This window comes from Geodermatophilus sp. CPCC 206100, from assembly GCF_048569675.1.
Lineage (GTDB): Bacteria > Actinomycetota > Actinomycetes > Mycobacteriales > Geodermatophilaceae > Geodermatophilus.
The window spans coordinates 34,151-50,690 of sequence record NZ_JAQISV010000016.1 but is presented as its reverse complement, the minus strand read 5'-3'; the positions used below and the strand labels follow the sequence as shown (position 1 = coordinate 50,690).

Here is a 16,540-nt window from a genome sequence, read left to right as displayed (position 1 = left end):
TGAAACGGGCCATCCGGAGGGTCCTCCAGACCTTCTCCGGAAGGCCTCACAGGCAGGTTGACCTGGGATGATGCGTGGAGCGGGTGACCGGGATCGAACCGGCATGGCCAGCTTGGAAGGCTGGGGCTCTACCATTGAGCTACACCCGCAGAGGTGCCTGCCCAGCGTAGCGGCCCCGTCTCAGCGCTCCGCCAGCCGCCCGGCGTCCCGCGTCACCAGCCGCCTACCGACGTCCTCGGCGAGCGCCCGCGCCCGGCCCGCCTCCGCACCAGCTGCCGCCCAGTCGCCCCGGCCCGCGTGCAGCCGTGCCAGCGCCAGCAGCCCCTGCGCCAGCGACGGCCGCAATCCCAGCCGCTCGCTCACCTCGACCCCCTGCCGCAGCTGCGTCTCCGCAGCAGCAACGCCTCCTGCCGCCGCCTGGCCCGCCCCAGATACAGCGCGGTCGGGTCGATCGCACCGATCCCGCCCTGCAGTACCAGCCGAGCATCGCGGGGGACCAGTCGGTCGGCCGCGGCAGCAGCGATCCCGGGGTCGGGCAGCGCTCCCGCTTCGGCCAGCTCGGCCGCGATCCGCGCCTGCAGCAGGTCAGCGACAGCCGGTCCCACTGCATCGGCCAAGGCCGGAACCCGTCATGCGTGGCCTTCACCGCCGCCGCCTCATCAGCCCGCCCCGACTGCAGCAGCGCCAGCGCCACCACGAACAACTCGCTGCCCTCGGCGGACGACGACTCCGCCGAGCCGGGCCCGCGAGCTGCAGGCCGCCTACGCCCGCGTCCGGTGGGCTGACCCCCGCCGGACCGCCGGCTGCCGTCCCTGCCTGACAGCCAGCCGGCGCGGCCGCGCGAATCGCAGTTCCGGCCGGCGTCCGCGGACCTGGGCTCAGCCGACGGTCGGCAGGAACTCCGGTGGGCGGCGGGCGGGGTGCGCGGCCTCGAACGCGGCCGCGAGGTCGAGCAGGTCGGCGTCGCGCCAGCGGGTCCCGATGAAGGAGATCCCGACCGGCAGCGCCTCCTCCGGCCCGGCGAACCCGGCCGGCACCGTGACGCTGGGGTAGCCGGCCACCGCAGCAGGGGTCGAGGTGCTGTACACGAACTCGTCCCCGGCACCGTCCTCGTCGACGTAGCGGGTGATCCAGGCCGGGGTCCCGGTGAGGCCGACGATCGCGTCGAGGTCGTCCTCCGCGCCCGGCCCCTGGGCGAGCACCTCGTCCACCGAGCGGCGGGCGAGGTCGCGGATCGTCGCCCGCAGCTCGGCGACCGCCGGGTCCTCCGCCGGCACCGGGGCCGCCAGCGCCTGCTCGAAGAGCTCCTGCCCGAAGTGCTCCAACTCCGCCCCGTCCTGGTCGTTGAACTCCACCAGCCCAGCCAGGTCGGCCGGGTGGTCCCCGGGAGTGGCCGCCAGGTAGGCGTCGACGTCGCGGTGGAACTCGGCCAGGAGCGCCGGTGTCGCCCCCTCGGCGATCTCCCGTTGGTAGGGCAGCCGGACGTCCACCGTGGTCGCCCCGGCGGCCTCCAGCTCCTTCACCGCGCGCTCGTAGACGGCCTCGGTGCCGTCGTCGACTGCCTCGGACTGACCCGTGGTCAACCTCCACACCCCGATCCGCGCGCCCTCCAGCGCCGCCGGCTCCAGGCCGGGGAAGTCGCCGTCGAGCTCGGCTGGGATCTGGGCGGTGGCGGGGTCGGCGGGGTCGGACCCGGCCAGGACCGACAGCAGGATCGCCGCGTCCACGACGTGCCGCGCGATCGGCCCGGCGGTGTCCTGCTCGGCCGAGATCGGCACGATGCCGTCCCGGCTGACCAGGCCCAGCGTCGGCTTGAGCCCGACGACACCCGTGGTCGCGGCCGGGCAGACGATCGACCCGTCGGTCTCGGTACCGACGGCGACCTGCGCCAGGCTCGCCGCGACGCCGACCGCCGAGCCGCTGGAGGAGCCGCAGGGGTTGCGGTCGAGCACGTACGGGTTGTCCGTCTGCCCGCCGACCGCGCTCCAACCGCTGGTGCCGGCTCCGCTGCGGAAGTACGCCCACTCGGAGAGGTTGGCCTTGCCGATCAGCACGGCGCCGGCCGCGCGCAGCCGGCGGGTGATGGTCGCGTCGTCCGGCTCGCTGCCCAGCAGGGCGCGCGACCCGGCGGTGGTGGGGAGACCGGCGGTGTCGATGTTGTCCTTGAGCAGCACCGGGATGCCCTCCATCGCGCTGCGGGGGCCGGACACCGCGCGCACCCGGTCGCTCTCCTCGGCGTCGGCCAGGGCGTCCTGGTTGACCCGCAGGACCGCGCCCAGGTCGTCGTCGAGGACCTCGATGCGCCCGAGGTAGGTCTCGGCCAGCTCGACGGCGGTCAACTCGCCGGCCGTCATGCGCTCCTGCAGCTCGGGGATGGTGGTGGCGTCGAGTTCCTGACCGGGCGCGCCGGCGACGGTCGGCTCGGGCACGTCGGTGCCGCATGCCGGGACGGCCAGTCCCAGGACGACGACGGCGACGAGCGGAGGGGTGCGGCGCACGGGGAGCTCCTCGCTGGGCTGGCACACGGCACGGTCGGCCGCCGGCCCGGCCAGGATCGCCGATCGCCGGCGCCGGCGGTGCGGCCCGCCCCACCGGCGCCGACGACGGTGCGGGCGGCGGATGGACCGCACCGGCACCGCCGTGCGCGCGGCCCACCTAGACTCGGGGCGGCCACGGGGTGTGGCGCAGCTTGGTAGCGCACCCGCTTTGGGAGCGGGGGGCCGTGGGTTCAAATCCCGCCACCCCGACCATCTCCCGCGTGTCTCTAGACTCGTGGGTCGACCCGGCGCCGTCGCAATCCGGCTCCGGCGCCCATCCCCGTCTGTCGATCGAGGAGCACTGCCGCTGTGAAGAGCACCATCGAGGAACTGGGCCCCACGCGGGTCCGGATGGCGATCGAGGTGCCGTGGGGGGACCTGGACCACGCCTTCGGTGAGGTCTACAAGGAGCTCGGCAAGCAGGTGCGCGTGCCCGGCTTCCGCCCCGGCAAGGTGCCCAACCGGGTCATCGACACCCGCGTCGGTCGCCCCGTGGTGCTCGAGCAGGTCATCCAGCACGCCATCCCGGAGGTCTACTCCGAGGTCGTGCGGGAGAACCAGGTCCGCGTCCTGGGCCAGCCCGACATCGAGGTCACCCGCCTCGAGGACAACGACACCCTCGCCTTCACCGCCGAGGTCGACGTCGCCCCCAAGGTCGAGGTGCCCTCCCTCGACGAGCTCGCCGTGACCGTCGACGACGTCGAGGTCACCGACGAGGAGATCGACCAGCAGGTCACCGTCATGCGCGAGCGCTTCGCCATGCTGACCGCCGTCGAGCGCGCGGTCGAGGACGGCGACTTCGTCTCCATCGACCTCGAGGCGAAGCTCGACGGCGAGGTGCTCGAGGACGGCACGACCAGCGGCATGTCCTACGAGGTCGGCTCCGGCAACCTCATGGAGGGCCTCGACGACGCCCTGCGCGGGCTGTCCGCCGACGAGTCGGCCACCTTCGAGACGGCGCTGCTGCAGGGCCCCAACGCCGGCGAGACGGCGCAGGTCACGGTCACCGTCCGCTCGGTGAAGACCAAGGAGCTGCCCGAGCTCGACGACGACTTCGCCTCCACCGCCAGCGAGTTCGACACCCTCGAGGAGCTGCGCGAGGACGTCCGCACCCGGCTGGCCCGCACCAAGGTCCTGCAGCAGGGTGCGCAGGCCCGCGACAAGCTGGTCGAGCACCTGCTCGAGAGCGTCGAGGTGCCGATCCCCGAGAACCTGGTCGAGCGCGAGATCGAGTGGCGCAACAACGCCATGCAGAACGAGCTCCAGCAGGCCGGGATGGACTGGGACACCTTCCTGTCGATGTCCGGGGTCGAGGGCGGCCGCGAGGCCTACGAGGCCGACCAGCGCAAGAGCATCGAGGAGGCGGTGCGCACCCAGTTCATCCTCGACGCGATCGCCGACTCCCGTGAGGTCACCGTCGACAACGACGACCTCTCGGCGCAGATCATGGCGCAGGCGCAGCGCAACCGGATGGCCCCGGAGCAGTACGCCCAGCAGCTGCAGCAGGGCGGCAACATCGCCGAGTTCGTCGCCGACGTCCGCCGCACCAAGACCCTGGCCCAGCTGCTCGAGCAGACGACGATCACCGACGCCTCCGGCAACGTCGTCGACCTGGAGGCCATGCGCCCGAGGACGGTCCAGGCCCCGGCCGAGTCCGCTGACGACGACGACGCCACCGACGAGGCGCCGACGCCCGCCGAGGACGCCACCGACGAGGTCGCGGCCGACGACGTCGCTGCCGAGGAGCCCGCCGCCGCCGAAGCCGGCGACGCCAAGAGCTGAGAGCGGACCTCAGAAGGACCCCGTCCTCCCCGCGGCTCGCAGGCTCGCCGCGGTGCCCTGGACGGAGCCGCGCCACGACGACGCCGTCCCACCCCACCGGGGAGGGGCGGCGTCGTCCGTCCCGGGCCCGCGACGGACCCCGCTGCGCCCACGGCGAACACCCCCCGCGCCGGGACTGCTCCCCAGCGACTGCGCGTTAGGGTCGACGCAGACGTTGGCGCTCTCCCCGGGGACCCGCAGGACCCGTCCCCGGACCGCACCACCCAGCCCCACCCACCGAGACCGACTGCACGACAGTCCTACGGAGGTCACCGCACCCGTGAGCACCAACCCGAACCCGGGAAGCGCGCCGTTCATGCGTGCCGCTGCCGGGGGGATGAACCTCAACGACTCGGTCTACGAGCGCCTGCTCCGCGAGCGCATCATCTTCCTGGGCAGCCAGGTCGACGACGTCATCGCCAACCAGCTCGCCGCGCAGATGCTCCTGCTGTCCGCTGAGGACCCCAAGCAGGACATCCACCTCTACATCAACTCGCCCGGTGGCTCCGTGACGGCCGGCATGGCCATCTACGACACCATGCAGTTCATCGACTGCGACGTGGCCACCTACGGCATGGGCCTGGCCGCCTCGATGGGCCAGTTCCTGCTGACCGCCGGCACGAAGGGCAAGCGCTACGCCCTGCCGCACGCGCGGATCATGATGCACCAGCCCTCGGCCGGTGTCGGCGGCACCGCCTCCGACATCGCCATCCAGGCCGACCTGTTCCGCCGGACCAAGCGCGAGCTCAACGAACTGCAGTCGTTCCACACCGGCCAGAGCGTCGAGCAGATCGAGAAGGACTCCGACCGCGACCGCTGGTTCACCGCGGCCGAGGCCCTCGAGTACGGCTTCGTGGACCACGTGGTCAGCCGGGCAGCCATGACCGACAGCGCCAACCCGGTCACCGACAACTGAGTCCGGAGGGACACCACATGAGCTTCCAGATGCCCTCCAGCCGCTACATCCTGCCCTCCTTCGTGGAGCGCACGAGCTACGGCATGAAGGAGTCCAACCCCTACAACAAGCTCTTCGAGGAGCGCATCATCTTCCTCGGGGTGCAGATCGACGACGCGTCGGCCAACGACGTGATGGCCCAGCTCATCACGCTCGAGTCGGCCGACCCGGACCGCGACATCACGATCTACATCAACTCCCCGGGTGGCTCGTTCACCTCGCTGATGGCGATCTACGACACGATGATGTTCGTCCGGCCCGACATCCAGACCGTCTGCATGGGCCAGGCCGCCTCGGCTGCCGCCGTCCTGCTGGCCGCCGGCACGCCGGGCAAGCGCCTGGCGCTGCCGTACTCCCGGGTGCTCATCCACCAGCCGTCGGGCGAGTCCGGCGGCCAGGTCTCGGACCTGGAGATCCACGCCGCGGAGATCCAGCGGGTGCGGTCGCAGATGGAGGAGATCCTCGCCCGGCACACCGGGCAGACCGTGGAGCAGGTCCGCCTCGACATCGAGCGCGACAAGATCCTGACCGCGCAGGAGTGCAAGGCCTACGGGATCGTCGACGAGGTCATCCAGAGCCGGAAGCTCAACGCACTCCCCGGCTGATGGCGATCGGGACGGGTCGAGGGGGCGCGTGTCGCGCCCTCGACCCGTACCGTCGGGGGACGCGGGACGCATGTGGTCCGGCATCGACCCGGCGGGCGAGTCATCGCCCTCCGGCGCAGGTGCCGCCAGGTACGGTCGGCGAGCGCCCGATCCCCGGCTGAGAGTGCCGGGAGGAGAGCCTCGCGGAGTGCGGGGCCGATGTACGAACAGGGCACCAGTTCACACGCAGGTACCTGGGACCAGGGCCTGATTCCCCGAGGTGGAGGTCAGCAGGTGGCACGAATCGGTGAGAGCGGTGACCTGCTCAAGTGCTCGTTCTGCGGCAAGAGCCAGAAGCAGGTCAAGAAGCTCATCGCTGGCCCCGGGGTCTACATCTGCGACGAGTGCATCGACCTCTGCAACGAGATCATCGAGGAAGAGCTCTCGGAGTCGTCGGACCTCAAGTTCGACGAGCTGCCGAAGCCCAAGGAGATCCACGACTTCCTCGAGCAGTACGTGATCGGCCAGGACAAGGCCAAGCGTGCGCTCTCCGTGGCGGTCTACAACCACTACAAGCGGGTGCAGGCCGGCGGTGCCGGGGGCCGGGACGACTCGGTCGAGCTGGCCAAGTCCAACATCCTGCTGATGGGCCCCACCGGGTGCGGCAAGACCCACCTGGCGCAGACCCTGGCCCGGATGCTCAACGTCCCGTTCGCCATCGCCGACGCGACCGCCCTCACCGAGGCCGGCTACGTCGGTGAGGACGTCGAGAACATCCTGCTCAAGCTGATCCAGGCCGCCGACTACGACGTGAAGCGGGCCGAGACCGGCATCATCTACATCGACGAGGTCGACAAGATCGCCCGCAAGAGCGAGAACCCGTCGATCACCCGGGACGTCTCCGGCGAGGGCGTGCAGCAGGCGCTGCTGAAGATCCTCGAGGGCACGACGGCGTCGGTGCCGCCGCAGGGCGGGCGCAAGCACCCGCACCAGGAGTTCATCCAGATCGACACGACGAACGTGCTGTTCATCGTGGGCGGCGCCTTCGCCGGGCTGGAGAAGATCATCGAGCAGCGGGCCGGCAAGCAGGGCATCGGCTTCGGCTCGGAGATCCGCAGCAAGAAGGAGATCGACGAGGCGAACACCTTCGCCGAGGTCATGCCCGAGGACCTGCTGAAGTTCGGGATGATCCCCGAGTTCATCGGCCGGCTCCCGGTCATCACCAGCGTCGAGAAGCTCGACCGCGAGGCGCTGATCAACATCCTGACCGAGCCGAAGAACGCCCTGGTGCGCCAGTACCGGCGGCTGTTCGAGCTCGACGGGGTGGACCTGGAGTTCACCGACGACGCGCTCGAGTCCATCGCCGACCAGGCCGTCCTGCGGGGCACCGGCGCGCGTGGCCTGCGGGCGATCATGGAGGAGGTCCTCCAGTCGGTGATGTACGACGTCCCCAGCCGGGACGACGTCGCGTCCGTGGTGATCACCAAGGAGGTCGTGCTGGAGCACGTCAACCCGACGATCGTGCCGCGCAAGCCCGCTCGCGCGCCCCGCGAGAAGAGCGCCTGAGCACCACCCCCGCCTGACCGACGGCCCGCCTCCCTGCAGGGAGGCGGGCCGTCGCGCGTGGTGGCCCCGAGCCAGCGCGTGCGCTCAGGCCCGGTTCCGGCGGCCGGAACCGGGCGCCAGCGCACCCACTCCGGTGCGGCGTCGTCCACAGATCGGTCCGTGGCGGTCCCCGCCGCGCCCCGGCTGGCCAGGCTCCCACCGTGACCCACGACCTGCCGGTCCTCGTCGGACCCGAGGGCTGGACGACGTGGAAGGCGCTGACCGCCCGGGTGGACCGCAAGACCGTGGCCGGCTGGGTGGCCGGCGGACGGCTGCAGCGCCTCCAGCCCGGGGTGTACGCGCTGCCGGCGGCAACCAGGGACTGGCGGGTCCGGGTGGAGGCCGCTGTCCGGGCGTGCGGAGGCGTGGCCAGTCACCGGTCCGCGCTGGCCCTGTGGGGGCTGCTGCCGCCGGGGAGCGCCGTCCACGTCACCGTGGCGCACCACCGCAGCGGGCGCGGGACCGACGGCGTCGTCCTGCACCGCACCCGCGAACTCGAGGACTGCGTCCGGCGGGTCGACGGACTGCCGGTGACCAGCGTGCAGCGGGCGCTGGTCGACTGCTGGGGACGGCCGGGCGGGCTCCAGCAGGCGGAGCTCCGGGCCGCCGCCATCGACGCCGTGCGGACCCGGCTGTGCTCGCCGCGGGACGTGCTGCAGGAGGTCGGGCGACGACCCTGCCTCCCCGGACGGGCGGCCCTGGTCGAGCTGCTCCGCCTGCTCGCCGAGGGCTGCCGCAGCGAGCTGGAGATCTGGGGGTGCCTGCACGTCCTCCGGGGCCCCGGGATGCCGGCCTTCACCCTGCAGCGGCCGATCGAGGTCGCCGGGCAGCGGTTCCTGCTGGACGCCGCCTGCGAGGAGGTGCTGCTCGCCGTCGAGATGGACGGCGCCGCCTGGCACGGCTCGCGCCAGCAACGCGAGCGCGACATCCGGCGCGACGCCCTGCTGGCGACCGTCGGCTGGCAGACCCTGCGATTCGGCTACCGGCGCATGACCTCCGAGCCCGAGGACTGCCGCCGCGACATCCGCTCGGTCCACGCCGCTCGCCGTCGCCTGTTCGGCCTCGACGGAGTGCGCTGAGGCCCGGTTCCGGCGCTCAGAACCGGGCCTCAGCGCACACGCTCAGCTCTCCGGGGCGGGTTCGGCGAGGACGACGTCCACCGAGAGCGGGCCCTCACCGGGGACGACCTCCAGCGCCGCGATCCGGCCGGCCTCCACCAGGTCGCGGCGGGCCGCCTCGACCAGCGGCACCTGCTCGGCCGGGGCGGTGACCGTCGCCGAGGCGACGTCGGCCCGCATCGACTGCTTGGCGTCGGACTTGGCCTTGCGGACCCCCGCCAGCGCCGCGGCGACCACCGACACCACGGCCGGGTCCCCGCCGGCCGGCAGCTCCGCCTCCGACGGCCACGCGGCGCGGTGCACGGAGCCCGACTGCCACCATGACCAGACCTCCTCGGTGACGAACGGCAGCACCGGAGCGAACAGCCGCAGCTGCACCGCCAGCGCCAGCGCCAGCGTGGCCTGCGCCGAGCGCGCGGCGTCGTCCGAGCCGTAGGCGCGGGACTTCACCAGCTCCACGTAGTCGTCGCAGAACGTCCAGAAGAACGCCTCGGACACCTCGAGCGCCCGCGTGTAGTTGTAGGCCTCCATCGCCGCGGTGGCCTCGCGCACCACGGCGGCCAGGCCGGCCAGCAGCCCGAGGTCGATCGGCTCGGTGACCTCGTCGACCGACGCCGCGGAGGTGGCGCCCAGCCCGAGCACGAACTTGCCGACGTTGAGGATCTTGATGGCCAGCCGCCGGCCGACCTTCATCTGCGCCTCGTCGAACGGCGAGTCCGCGCCCGGCCGCGCGCCCGCGGCGCGCCAGCGGACGGCGTCGGTGCCGTAGCGCTGCAGGACGTCGATCGGCGTGACGACGTTGCCCTTCGACTTGGACATCTTCTTGCGGTCCGGGTCGACGACGAAGCCGGAGATCGCCGCGTGCGTCCACGGCACGGTCCCGAACTCGTAGTGCGAGCGCACCACGGTCGAGAACAGCCAGGTCCGGATGATGTCGTGCGCCTGCGGGCGCAGGTCCATCGGGAAGACGTGCGCGAACAGCTCCGGGTCGGTGTCCCAGCCCGAGGCCACCTGCGGGGACAGCGACGACGTCGCCCAGGTGTCCATGACGTCGGGGTCGCCGATGAAGCCGCCGGGCTTGCCGCGCTGGTCCTCGGTGTAGCCGTCGGGCACGTCGGAGGCGGGGTCCACCGGCAGCGCCGACTCCGGCGCGAGCAGCGGGGCGGAGTGGTCGGGCTCGCCGGCCTCGTCGAGCCGGTACCAGACCGGGAAGGGGACGCCGAAGAACCGCTGGCGGCTGATCAGCCAGTCGCCGTTGAGCCCCTCCACCCAATTGTCGTAGCGGTGCCGCATGTGCTCGGGCACCCAGGTGATCTCCCGGCCGCGGGCGACGAGGGCGTCGCGCAGGTCGGCGTCCCGGCCGCCGTTGCGGATGTACCACTGCCGCGTGGTGACGATCTCCAGCGGCCGGTCGCCCTTCTCGAAGAACTTGACCGGGTGGGTGATCGGCTTCGGGTCGCCGTGCAGGTCCCCGGAGTCGCGCAGCAGCTCGACCATCCGCTCGCGCGCCGCGTGCGCGGTCTTCCCGGCCAGCTCGGCGTAGGCCGAGGCCGCGCCGTCCGAGGAGAGGCCGGGCGGCGGGTCGGCGACCAGCCGGCCGTCCCAGCCGATGACCGCGCGGGTCGGCAGCTGCAGCTCCCGCCACCACGTGACGTCGTTGAGGTCACCGAAGGTGCAGATCATCGCGATGCCCGAGCCCTTGTCCGGCTCGGCGAGGCGGTGCGCCACGACCGGGACCTCGACGTCGAACACCGGCGTCCGCACCGTGGACCCGAACAGCGGCTGGTAGCGCTCGTCGTCGGGGTGGGCGACCAGGGCGACGCAGGCGGGCAGCAACTCGGGCCGGGTGGTCTCGATGAAGACCGGGCCGGACGGGCCGGCGAAGGAGATCCGGTGGTAGGCGCCCGGGCGCTCCCGGTCCTCCAGCTCGGCCTGGGCGACCGCGGTCCGGAAGGTGACGTCCCAGAGGGTCGGCGCCTCCTGCGCGTAGGCCTCCCCGCGGGCCAGGTTGTGCAGGAACATCCGCTGGGCGGTGGCCCGGGAGCTCTCCGAGATGGTCCGGTAGACGTTGGACCAGTCCACCGACAGCCCCACCCGCCGCCACAGCTGCTCGAACGCGCGCTCGTCCTCCTCGGTCAGCCGCATGCACAGCTCGACGAAGTTGCGGCGGGAGACCGGCTGCTGGTCCTTGCCCGGCTTGGCGGGCGGCTCGAAGCCGGCCTCGTAGGGCAGCGACGGGTCGCAGCGGACCCCGTAGTAGTTCTGCACCCGGCGCTCGGTCGGCAGGCCGTTGTCGTCCCAGCCCATCGGGTAGAAGACGTGCCGGCCCCGCATGCGCTGGTAGCGGGCGACGAAGTCGGTGTGGGTGTAGCTGAAGACGTGGCCCACGTGCAGCGAGCCGCTGGCGGTGGGCGGCGGGGTGTCGATCGAGTACGTCTGCTCCCGGGGCGCGGCCAGCGCCGTGGCCCGGTCGAAGGCGTAGGTGTCCTCGTCGGCCCAGCGGGCCGACCACTTGTCCTCCAGCCCGTCCAGGGACGGCTTGTCCGGTACGCCGACGGAGGCTCCCGGCGCAGGGGTGTCGGGGGTCGCGATGTCGGGAACCATGGCCCCAATCCTAGGAACCGGTCGACTGGCATCCTGGGGAGGATGAGCAGCAGCAGCACCGGTGACCTCGCCCGGGTGGAAGAGGAGCTGCTCGCGCGCTGGCCGGAGAGCCGTCCCCAGCCGTCGTTGAGCCGCATCTCCGCCCTCGTCGACCTGCTGGGTGCCCCACACCGGGCGTACCCCGTCGTGCAGGTCGCCGGCACGAACGGCAAGACGACGACGGCGCGGATGGTGGACGAACTGCTGCGCGGCTTCGGGCTGCGGGTGGGCCGGTTCACCAGCCCGCACCTGCAGTCGGTGCGGGAGCGGATCGTGCTCGACGGCGAGCCGGTCAGCGCGGAGCGGTTCGTGGAGACCCACGCCGACATCGCGCCCTACGTGCAGATGGTCGACGGCGCCGGCGACACCCCGATGAGCTTCTTCGAGGTCATGGTCGGCATGGCCTACGCGACGTTCGCCGAGGCCCCGGTGGACGTCGCGGTGATCGAGGTCGGGATGGGCGGCACCTGGGACGCGACCAACGTCGTGGACGCGCGCGTCGCCGTCGTCACCCCGGTCGCGCTCGACCACGCCGAGTACCTCGGGGCCGACGTCCCCACGATCGCCGGCGAGAAGGCCGGGATCATCAAGCCCGACTCGATCGCGGTGCTGGCCGCCCAGCAGCCCGGCGCGCTCGACGCGCTGGTCCGGCGCGCGGTGGAGGTGGAGGCCGTCGTCGCCCGCGAGGGCACCGAGTTCGGCGTCCTCGAGCGGAAGGTCGCCGTCGGCGGGCAGCAGCTGCGGCTGCAGGGCCTGGGCGGCGAGTACGACGACCTGTTCCTGCCGCTGTTCGGTGCGCACCAGGCCCAGAACGCGGCCACCGCGCTGGCCGCGGTCGAGGCGTTCCTGGGCGCCGGGGCGGCCACCGGGCCGATCGACGTCGAGACGGTGCGCGCCGCGTTCGCCGCCGTCCGCTCACCCGGCCGGCTGGAGCGGGTGCGCACCAGCCCCACCGTGCTGGTCGACGCCGCGCACAACCCCGCCGGCATGACGGCGACCGTCGAGGCGATCCGCGAGTCCTTCGACTTCACCCGGCTGGTCGGGGTGGTCGGGGCGGTCCACGGCAAGGACGTGAGCGGCATGCTCGCCGTGCTCGAGGACGTCTGCGCGGAGCTCGTCGTCACCCAGAACAGCTCGCCGCGGGCGATCCCCGCCGACGAGCTGGGCGCCCTCGCGGTCGACGTCTTCGGCGCCGACCGGGTCAGCGTCTCGCCGCGGCTGCCGGAGGCCCTGACCGAGGCGATCGAGCTGGCCGAGGCCGGTCCGGACGACGCCCTCAGTGGCTCGGGCGTGCTGGTGACCGGCAGCGTGGTCACCGCGGGGGAGGCCCGCACCATCCTGGGCGGGAGGTCGTCGTGACCGAGCTTGCGAGGTCACGCAGGGACAGAGCACCTCGCGGCACGGCGTCGACGAGCGTCAGCGAGGAGGCGTCGTGACCGCCGTCGACCCGCCGCGGGCGGCCCGGGCGCTCGGTGGCGCGGCCGCGGCGATCCTGGTCCTGGAGGGCATCGCCGTCCTCTTCGTGCCACGGGGCATCGCGCAGAGCGGCGATGGCCTGACCGGGACCCGGCTGACCCTGCTGCTGGTCCTCGCGATCGTGCTCGTCCTGGCCGGCGGGCTCCAGCGCCGTCCGCACGGGGTGGTGATCGGCACGGCGCTGCAGGTGCCGCTGCTGGCCACCGGCCTGCTCGACAACGTCATGTGGATCGTCGCCGGTGTCTTCGTGCTGATCTGGCTCTACCTGCTCCAGATCCGCAAGGAACTGCTGGGCTCGCCGTTCCACGACCCCGCGCCCCGGGAGGGCGGCGACCCCGCCGCGTAGGCTCCGCGCTCGTGTCTGAAGCCACCCCCGCCCGCACCCTCGTCCTCGTCAAGCCCGACGGCGTCGCCCGCGGCCTGGTCGGCGAGGTGATCTCGCGCCTGGAGGCCAAGGGCCTGCGCCTGGTCGCCGCCGAGCTGCGCACGCTGACCCGCGAGCTCGCCGAGGAGCACTACGGCGAGCACCGCGAGAGGCCCTTCTTCGGCTCGCTGGTCGAGTTCATCACCGGCGGCCCGCTGCTGGCCCTGGTCGTCGAGGGTCCCCGGGCCGTCGAGGCCTTCCGCGCGCTGGCCGGCGCGACCGACCCGGTGAAGGCCGCGCCCGGCACCATCCGCGGCGACTTCGCCCTCGAGGTGCAGAACAACATCGTCCACGGCTCGGACTCCGACGAGTCCGCCGCCCGCGAGATCGCGCTGTTCTTCCCCGACCTGGGCTGAGAGCCGCCCCCCTTTCCGCCGAGATCGCCGATCTCGCACGGATCCGCGCCCGGAAGCGTGCGAGATCGGCGATCTCGTCGCGGCTGGGCCCTCGGAGGCCCGCGGGGCGGCGGCTACCCTGGACGGGTCATGACTGGTGCCACGCTCTACCCCCGTCTCGAACCGCTCCTCGCGCAGGTGCAGAAGCCGATCCAGTACGTCGGCGGTGAGCTCAACGCGCAGGTCAAGGCGTGGGACGACGTCGCCGTCCACTGGGCGCTGATGTACCCCGACGCCTACGAGGTGGGGCTGCCCAACCAGGGCCTCATGATCCTCTACGAGGTGCTCAACGAGCGGCCCGACGCCCTCGCCGAGCGCACCTACGCGGTGTGGCCCGACCTCGCGGGGCTCATGCGCGAGCACGGCGTCCCGCAGTTCACCGTCGACTCCCACCGGGCGGTCGGCGACTTCGACGTGCTCGGCGTCAGCTTCGCCACCGAGCTGGGCTACACCAACCTGCTCGAGGCGCTCGACCTCGCCGGCGTCCCGGTGCACGCCGCCGACCGCGACGAGAGCCACCCGGTGGTGGTGGCCGGCGGGCACGCGGCGTTCAACCCCGAGCCGATCGCCGACTTCGTCGACTGCGCCGTCCTCGGGGACGGGGAGCAGGTCGTCGGCGACGTCACCGACGTCGTCCGGGCCTGGAAGGAGCAGGGTCGGCCCGGTGGCCGGGTCGAGCTGCTGGCCCGCCTCGCCCGGGTGGACGGCGTCTACGTGCCGCGCTTCTACGCGGTCTCCTACGGCCCGGACGGCGCCATCGCGGCGGTGACCCGGACGCGGGACGACGTCCCGGCGCGGGTCGGCAAGCGCACCGTCATGGACCTCGACGAGTGGCCCTACCCGAAGACGCCGCTGGTGCCGCTGGCCGAGAGCGTCCACGAGCGCATGAGCGTGGAGATCTTCCGGGGCTGCACCCGAGGCTGCCGGTTCTGCCAGGCCGGGATGATCACCCGCCCGGTGCGCGAGCGGACCATCACCGGCATCGGCTCGATGGTCGACCAGGGGCTGCGCGCGACCGGCTACGAGGAGGTCGGCCTGCTGTCGCTGTCCAGCGCCGACCACTCCGAGATCGGCCAGCTGGCCACCGAGCTCGCCGACCGCTACCAGGGCACCAACACCGGCCTGTCCCTGCCCTCCACGCGGGTCGACGCCTTCAACGTCACCCTGGCCAACGAGCTGTCCCGCAACGGCCGGCGTTCCGGGCTCACCTTCGCCCCCGAGGGCGGCAGCGAGCGGATCCGCCGGGTGATCAACAAGACGGTGTCCAAGGAGGACCTGGTCCGCACCGTCACCACCGCCTACGCCAACGGCTGGCAGCAGGTGAAGCTCTACTTCATGTGCGGTCTGCCGACCGAGACCGACCAGGACGTGCTGGAGATCGCCGACCTGGCGGTGGAGGTGATCCGCGCCGGCCGGGAGGCCAGCGGCCGCAAGGACATCCGCTGCACCGTCTCCATCGGCGGGTTCGTGCCCAAGCCGCACACGCCGTTCCAGTGGGCCGGCCAGGCCAGCGCCGAGACGATCGACTCCCGGCTGCGGGTGCTGCGGCAGGCCATCAACGCCGACCGCCGGATCGGCCGCTCCATCGGCCTGCGCTACCACGACGGCAAGCCCGGCGTGATCGAGGGCCTGCTGTCGCGCGGCGACCGCCGCGTCGGCCGGGTCATCGAACGGGTGTGGCGCGACGGCGGCCGGTTCGACGGCTGGAGCGAGCACTTCTCCTACGACCGCTGGGTCGCCGCGGCCGCCGCGGAGCTGGCGCCGCTCGGGGTGGACCTCGACTGGTTCACCACCCGCGAGCGCACCCAGGACGAGGTCCTGCCCTGGGACCACCTGGACTCCGGGCTGGACAAGGAGTGGCTGTGGGACGACTGGCAGGAGGCGCTGTCCGAGGAGGAGGTCGCCGACTGCCGGTGGACCCCCTGCTACGACTGCGGCGTCTGCCCGACCAACGGCACCGAGATCCAGATCGGCCCCACCGGGCGCAGCCTGCTGCCGCTGACCGTCGTCGGCCGCTGATGGCCCGCCAGCCCGAGGGGCCGCCCCCGCCACCGACCGTCCAGCGGCTGCGGCTCCGCTACGCCAAGCGCGGCCCGCTGCGCTTCGCCTCGCACCGCGACCTGGCCCGCGCCCTGGAGCGCGCGCTGCGCCGCGCCCGGGTGCCGATGGCGTTCTCGGCCGGGTTCAGCCCGCACCCGAAGATCTCCTACGTGGGGGCGGCGCCCACCGGTGCGGCCAGCGAGGCCGAGTACCTCGAGATCGGACTGGCGGAGCGCTGCGACCCGGAGGCGGTGCGCGCCGCGCTCGACGAGTCGCTGCCCGCCGGCGTCGACGTCCTGGAGTGCGTCGAGGCCGCCGAGGGCGGCGGCTCGCTGGCCGACCGCATCGACGCCACGGTGTGGCGGGTCGAGTTCCCGGGGGTCGAGCCCGGCGAACTCGCGGCGGCCGTCGCGGCCTTCCTGGCCAGGGACGAGGTGACCGTCGCCAAGCGCACCAAGAACGGCCTGCGGGACGTCGACGCGCGGGACCCGGTGGTCTCGGCTGCGGCGGCGGGCACAGCAGGTTGTGCCATACTGACCATGGTCGTCCGGCAGGTGACGCCCGCCGTTCGACCCGACGACGTGGTGGCCGCCCTGGCTGCCGTCGCCGACCTGCGCCCGCCGTCGCCCCCTCGGGCCGTGCGTGAGGCGCAGGGCCGGCTCGACGACAGCGGGGGCGTCATCGACCCGCTCGGTCCCGACCGTGCGGCGCGCACCCGCTGCCAGGGGGAGCACGCGGCGGTCTGATCGGTGGGGCGGGTGCCCCGCGGCGTCGAGCGGCGCGGCTGCCAGACGCGACGCACCCCGAGATCTCGCACCACCGAAGACCTGCACCACCCGGCTCCCGGCCGCGGCAACCGCCGCGCGGAGGCCGGCCCACAGACTTCGCGAGTCGGGCACTGCCGCCGAAACCCGGCGCGGCCGCCCGATCCGCCCAACCCGT

General features: G+C 72.9%; 13 protein-coding genes and 2 tRNA genes. 11 read left to right on the top strand and 4 right to left on the bottom strand.

Features of this window, described 5'->3' with window-relative positions; translation table 11 throughout:
- Positions 1-75 precede the first annotated feature (75 nt).
- The 3 genes from PGN05_RS09495 to PGN05_RS09485 all read right to left on the bottom strand — a co-directional run bounded on the left by PGN05_RS09495 (position 76) and on the right by PGN05_RS09485 (position 2,498).
- A tRNA-Gly gene (locus PGN05_RS09495) sits at positions 76-149 on the bottom strand.
- A gap of 31 nt (positions 150-180) precedes the next feature.
- Positions 181-363 carry a hypothetical protein gene (locus tag PGN05_RS09490; RefSeq protein WP_419752284.1) on the bottom strand — a complete coding sequence of 61 codons (183 nt, stop codon included), beginning with the start codon at positions 361-363 and terminating at the stop codon, positions 181-183.
- Positions 364-878: 515 nt separating this feature from the next.
- Positions 879-2,498 carry an amidase gene (locus PGN05_RS09485; RefSeq protein ID WP_419752283.1) on the bottom strand — a complete coding sequence of 540 codons (1,620 nt, stop codon included), beginning with the start codon at positions 2,496-2,498 and terminating at the stop codon, positions 879-881.
- Positions 2,499-2,673: 175 nt separating this feature from the next.
- Here PGN05_RS09485 and PGN05_RS09480 point away from each other — a divergent pair.
- The 6 genes from PGN05_RS09480 (at position 2,674) to PGN05_RS09455 (ending at position 8,581) form a co-directional block, all read left to right on the top strand.
- A tRNA-Pro gene (locus PGN05_RS09480) sits at positions 2,674-2,750 on the top strand.
- Positions 2,751-2,846: 96 nt separating this feature from the next.
- Entirely contained in the window at positions 2,847-4,319 is a 1,473-nt protein-coding gene (gene tig / locus PGN05_RS09475; protein WP_419752282.1) for a trigger factor, read from the top strand.
- Between the two features lie 355 nt (positions 4,320-4,674).
- Positions 4,675-5,274, top strand: coding sequence for an ATP-dependent Clp protease proteolytic subunit (locus PGN05_RS09470; RefSeq protein WP_419752359.1), 600 nt, complete (start codon positions 4,675-4,677; stop codon positions 5,272-5,274).
- A gap of 17 nt (positions 5,275-5,291) precedes the next feature.
- Positions 5,292-5,918, top strand: coding sequence for an ATP-dependent Clp protease proteolytic subunit (locus PGN05_RS09465; RefSeq protein WP_419752281.1), 627 nt, complete (start codon positions 5,292-5,294; stop codon positions 5,916-5,918).
- A 273-nt stretch (positions 5,919-6,191) separates the two neighbouring features.
- Complete coding sequence (clpX, locus tag PGN05_RS09460) at positions 6,192-7,463, top strand: ATP-dependent Clp protease ATP-binding subunit ClpX (protein WP_419752280.1); 1,272 nt, start codon at positions 6,192-6,194, stop codon at positions 7,461-7,463.
- 200 nt (positions 7,464-7,663) lie between these two features.
- Entirely contained in the window at positions 7,664-8,581 is a 918-nt protein-coding gene (locus PGN05_RS09455; RefSeq protein WP_419752279.1) for a DUF559 domain-containing protein, read from the top strand.
- 42 nt (positions 8,582-8,623) lie between these two features.
- On the opposite strand, the gene valS is transcribed toward PGN05_RS09455, so the two are convergent.
- Positions 8,624-11,224: a valine--tRNA ligase gene (gene valS, locus PGN05_RS09450; RefSeq protein WP_419752278.1), complete on the bottom strand. Its 2,601-nt coding sequence runs from the start codon at positions 11,222-11,224 to the stop codon at positions 8,624-8,626.
- A 42-nt stretch (positions 11,225-11,266) separates the two neighbouring features.
- On the opposite strand from valS, the gene PGN05_RS09445 reads away from it, so the two are divergent.
- The 5 genes from PGN05_RS09445 (at position 11,267) to PGN05_RS09425 (ending at position 16,344) form a co-directional block, all read left to right on the top strand.
- Positions 11,267-12,622: a bifunctional folylpolyglutamate synthase/dihydrofolate synthase gene (locus PGN05_RS09445; RefSeq protein WP_419752277.1), complete on the top strand. Its 1,356-nt coding sequence runs from the start codon at positions 11,267-11,269 to the stop codon at positions 12,620-12,622.
- 73 nt (positions 12,623-12,695) lie between these two features.
- The gene (locus tag PGN05_RS09440; protein WP_419752276.1) at positions 12,696-13,085 is read left to right on the top strand and encodes a DUF4233 domain-containing protein; all 390 of its coding nucleotides are present in this window, start codon (positions 12,696-12,698) and stop codon (positions 13,083-13,085) included.
- Between the two features lie 11 nt (positions 13,086-13,096).
- A complete protein-coding gene (gene ndk / locus PGN05_RS09435; RefSeq protein WP_419752275.1) occupies positions 13,097-13,519 on the top strand; it encodes a nucleoside-diphosphate kinase in 423 nt (140 codons plus the stop codon).
- Between the two features lie 129 nt (positions 13,520-13,648).
- Complete coding sequence (locus tag PGN05_RS09430) at positions 13,649-15,577, top strand: TIGR03960 family B12-binding radical SAM protein (protein WP_419752274.1); 1,929 nt, start codon at positions 13,649-13,651, stop codon at positions 15,575-15,577.
- Positions 15,577-16,344 (top strand): TIGR03936 family radical SAM-associated protein, encoded by a 768-nt coding sequence (locus PGN05_RS09425; RefSeq protein ID WP_419752273.1) that lies wholly within the window; start codon positions 15,577-15,579, stop codon positions 16,342-16,344. Before PGN05_RS09430 ends, PGN05_RS09425 begins: the two co-directional genes overlap by 1 nt.
- The last annotated feature ends 196 nt before the right edge of the window (positions 16,345-16,540 follow it).

Bases quoted from the DNA above. Each gene is read 5' to 3' on its own strand.
- PGN05_RS09470 (WP_419752359.1), top strand. From the start codon at position 4,675: ATGCGTGCCGCTGCCGGGGGGATGAACCTCAACGACTCGGTCTACGAG.
- PGN05_RS09465 (WP_419752281.1), top strand. From the start codon at position 5,292: ATGAGCTTCCAGATGCCCTCCAGCCGCTACATCCTGCCCTCCTTCGTG.
- valS (WP_419752278.1), bottom strand. From the start codon at position 11,224: ATGGTTCCCGACATCGCGACCCCCGACACCCCTGCGCCGGGAGCCTCC.
- PGN05_RS09445 (WP_419752277.1), top strand. From the start codon at position 11,267: ATGAGCAGCAGCAGCACCGGTGACCTCGCCCGGGTGGAAGAGGAGCTG.
- PGN05_RS09430 (WP_419752274.1), top strand. From the start codon at position 13,649: ATGACTGGTGCCACGCTCTACCCCCGTCTCGAACCGCTCCTCGCGCAG.
- PGN05_RS09425 (WP_419752273.1), top strand. From the start codon at position 15,577: ATGGCCCGCCAGCCCGAGGGGCCGCCCCCGCCACCGACCGTCCAGCGG.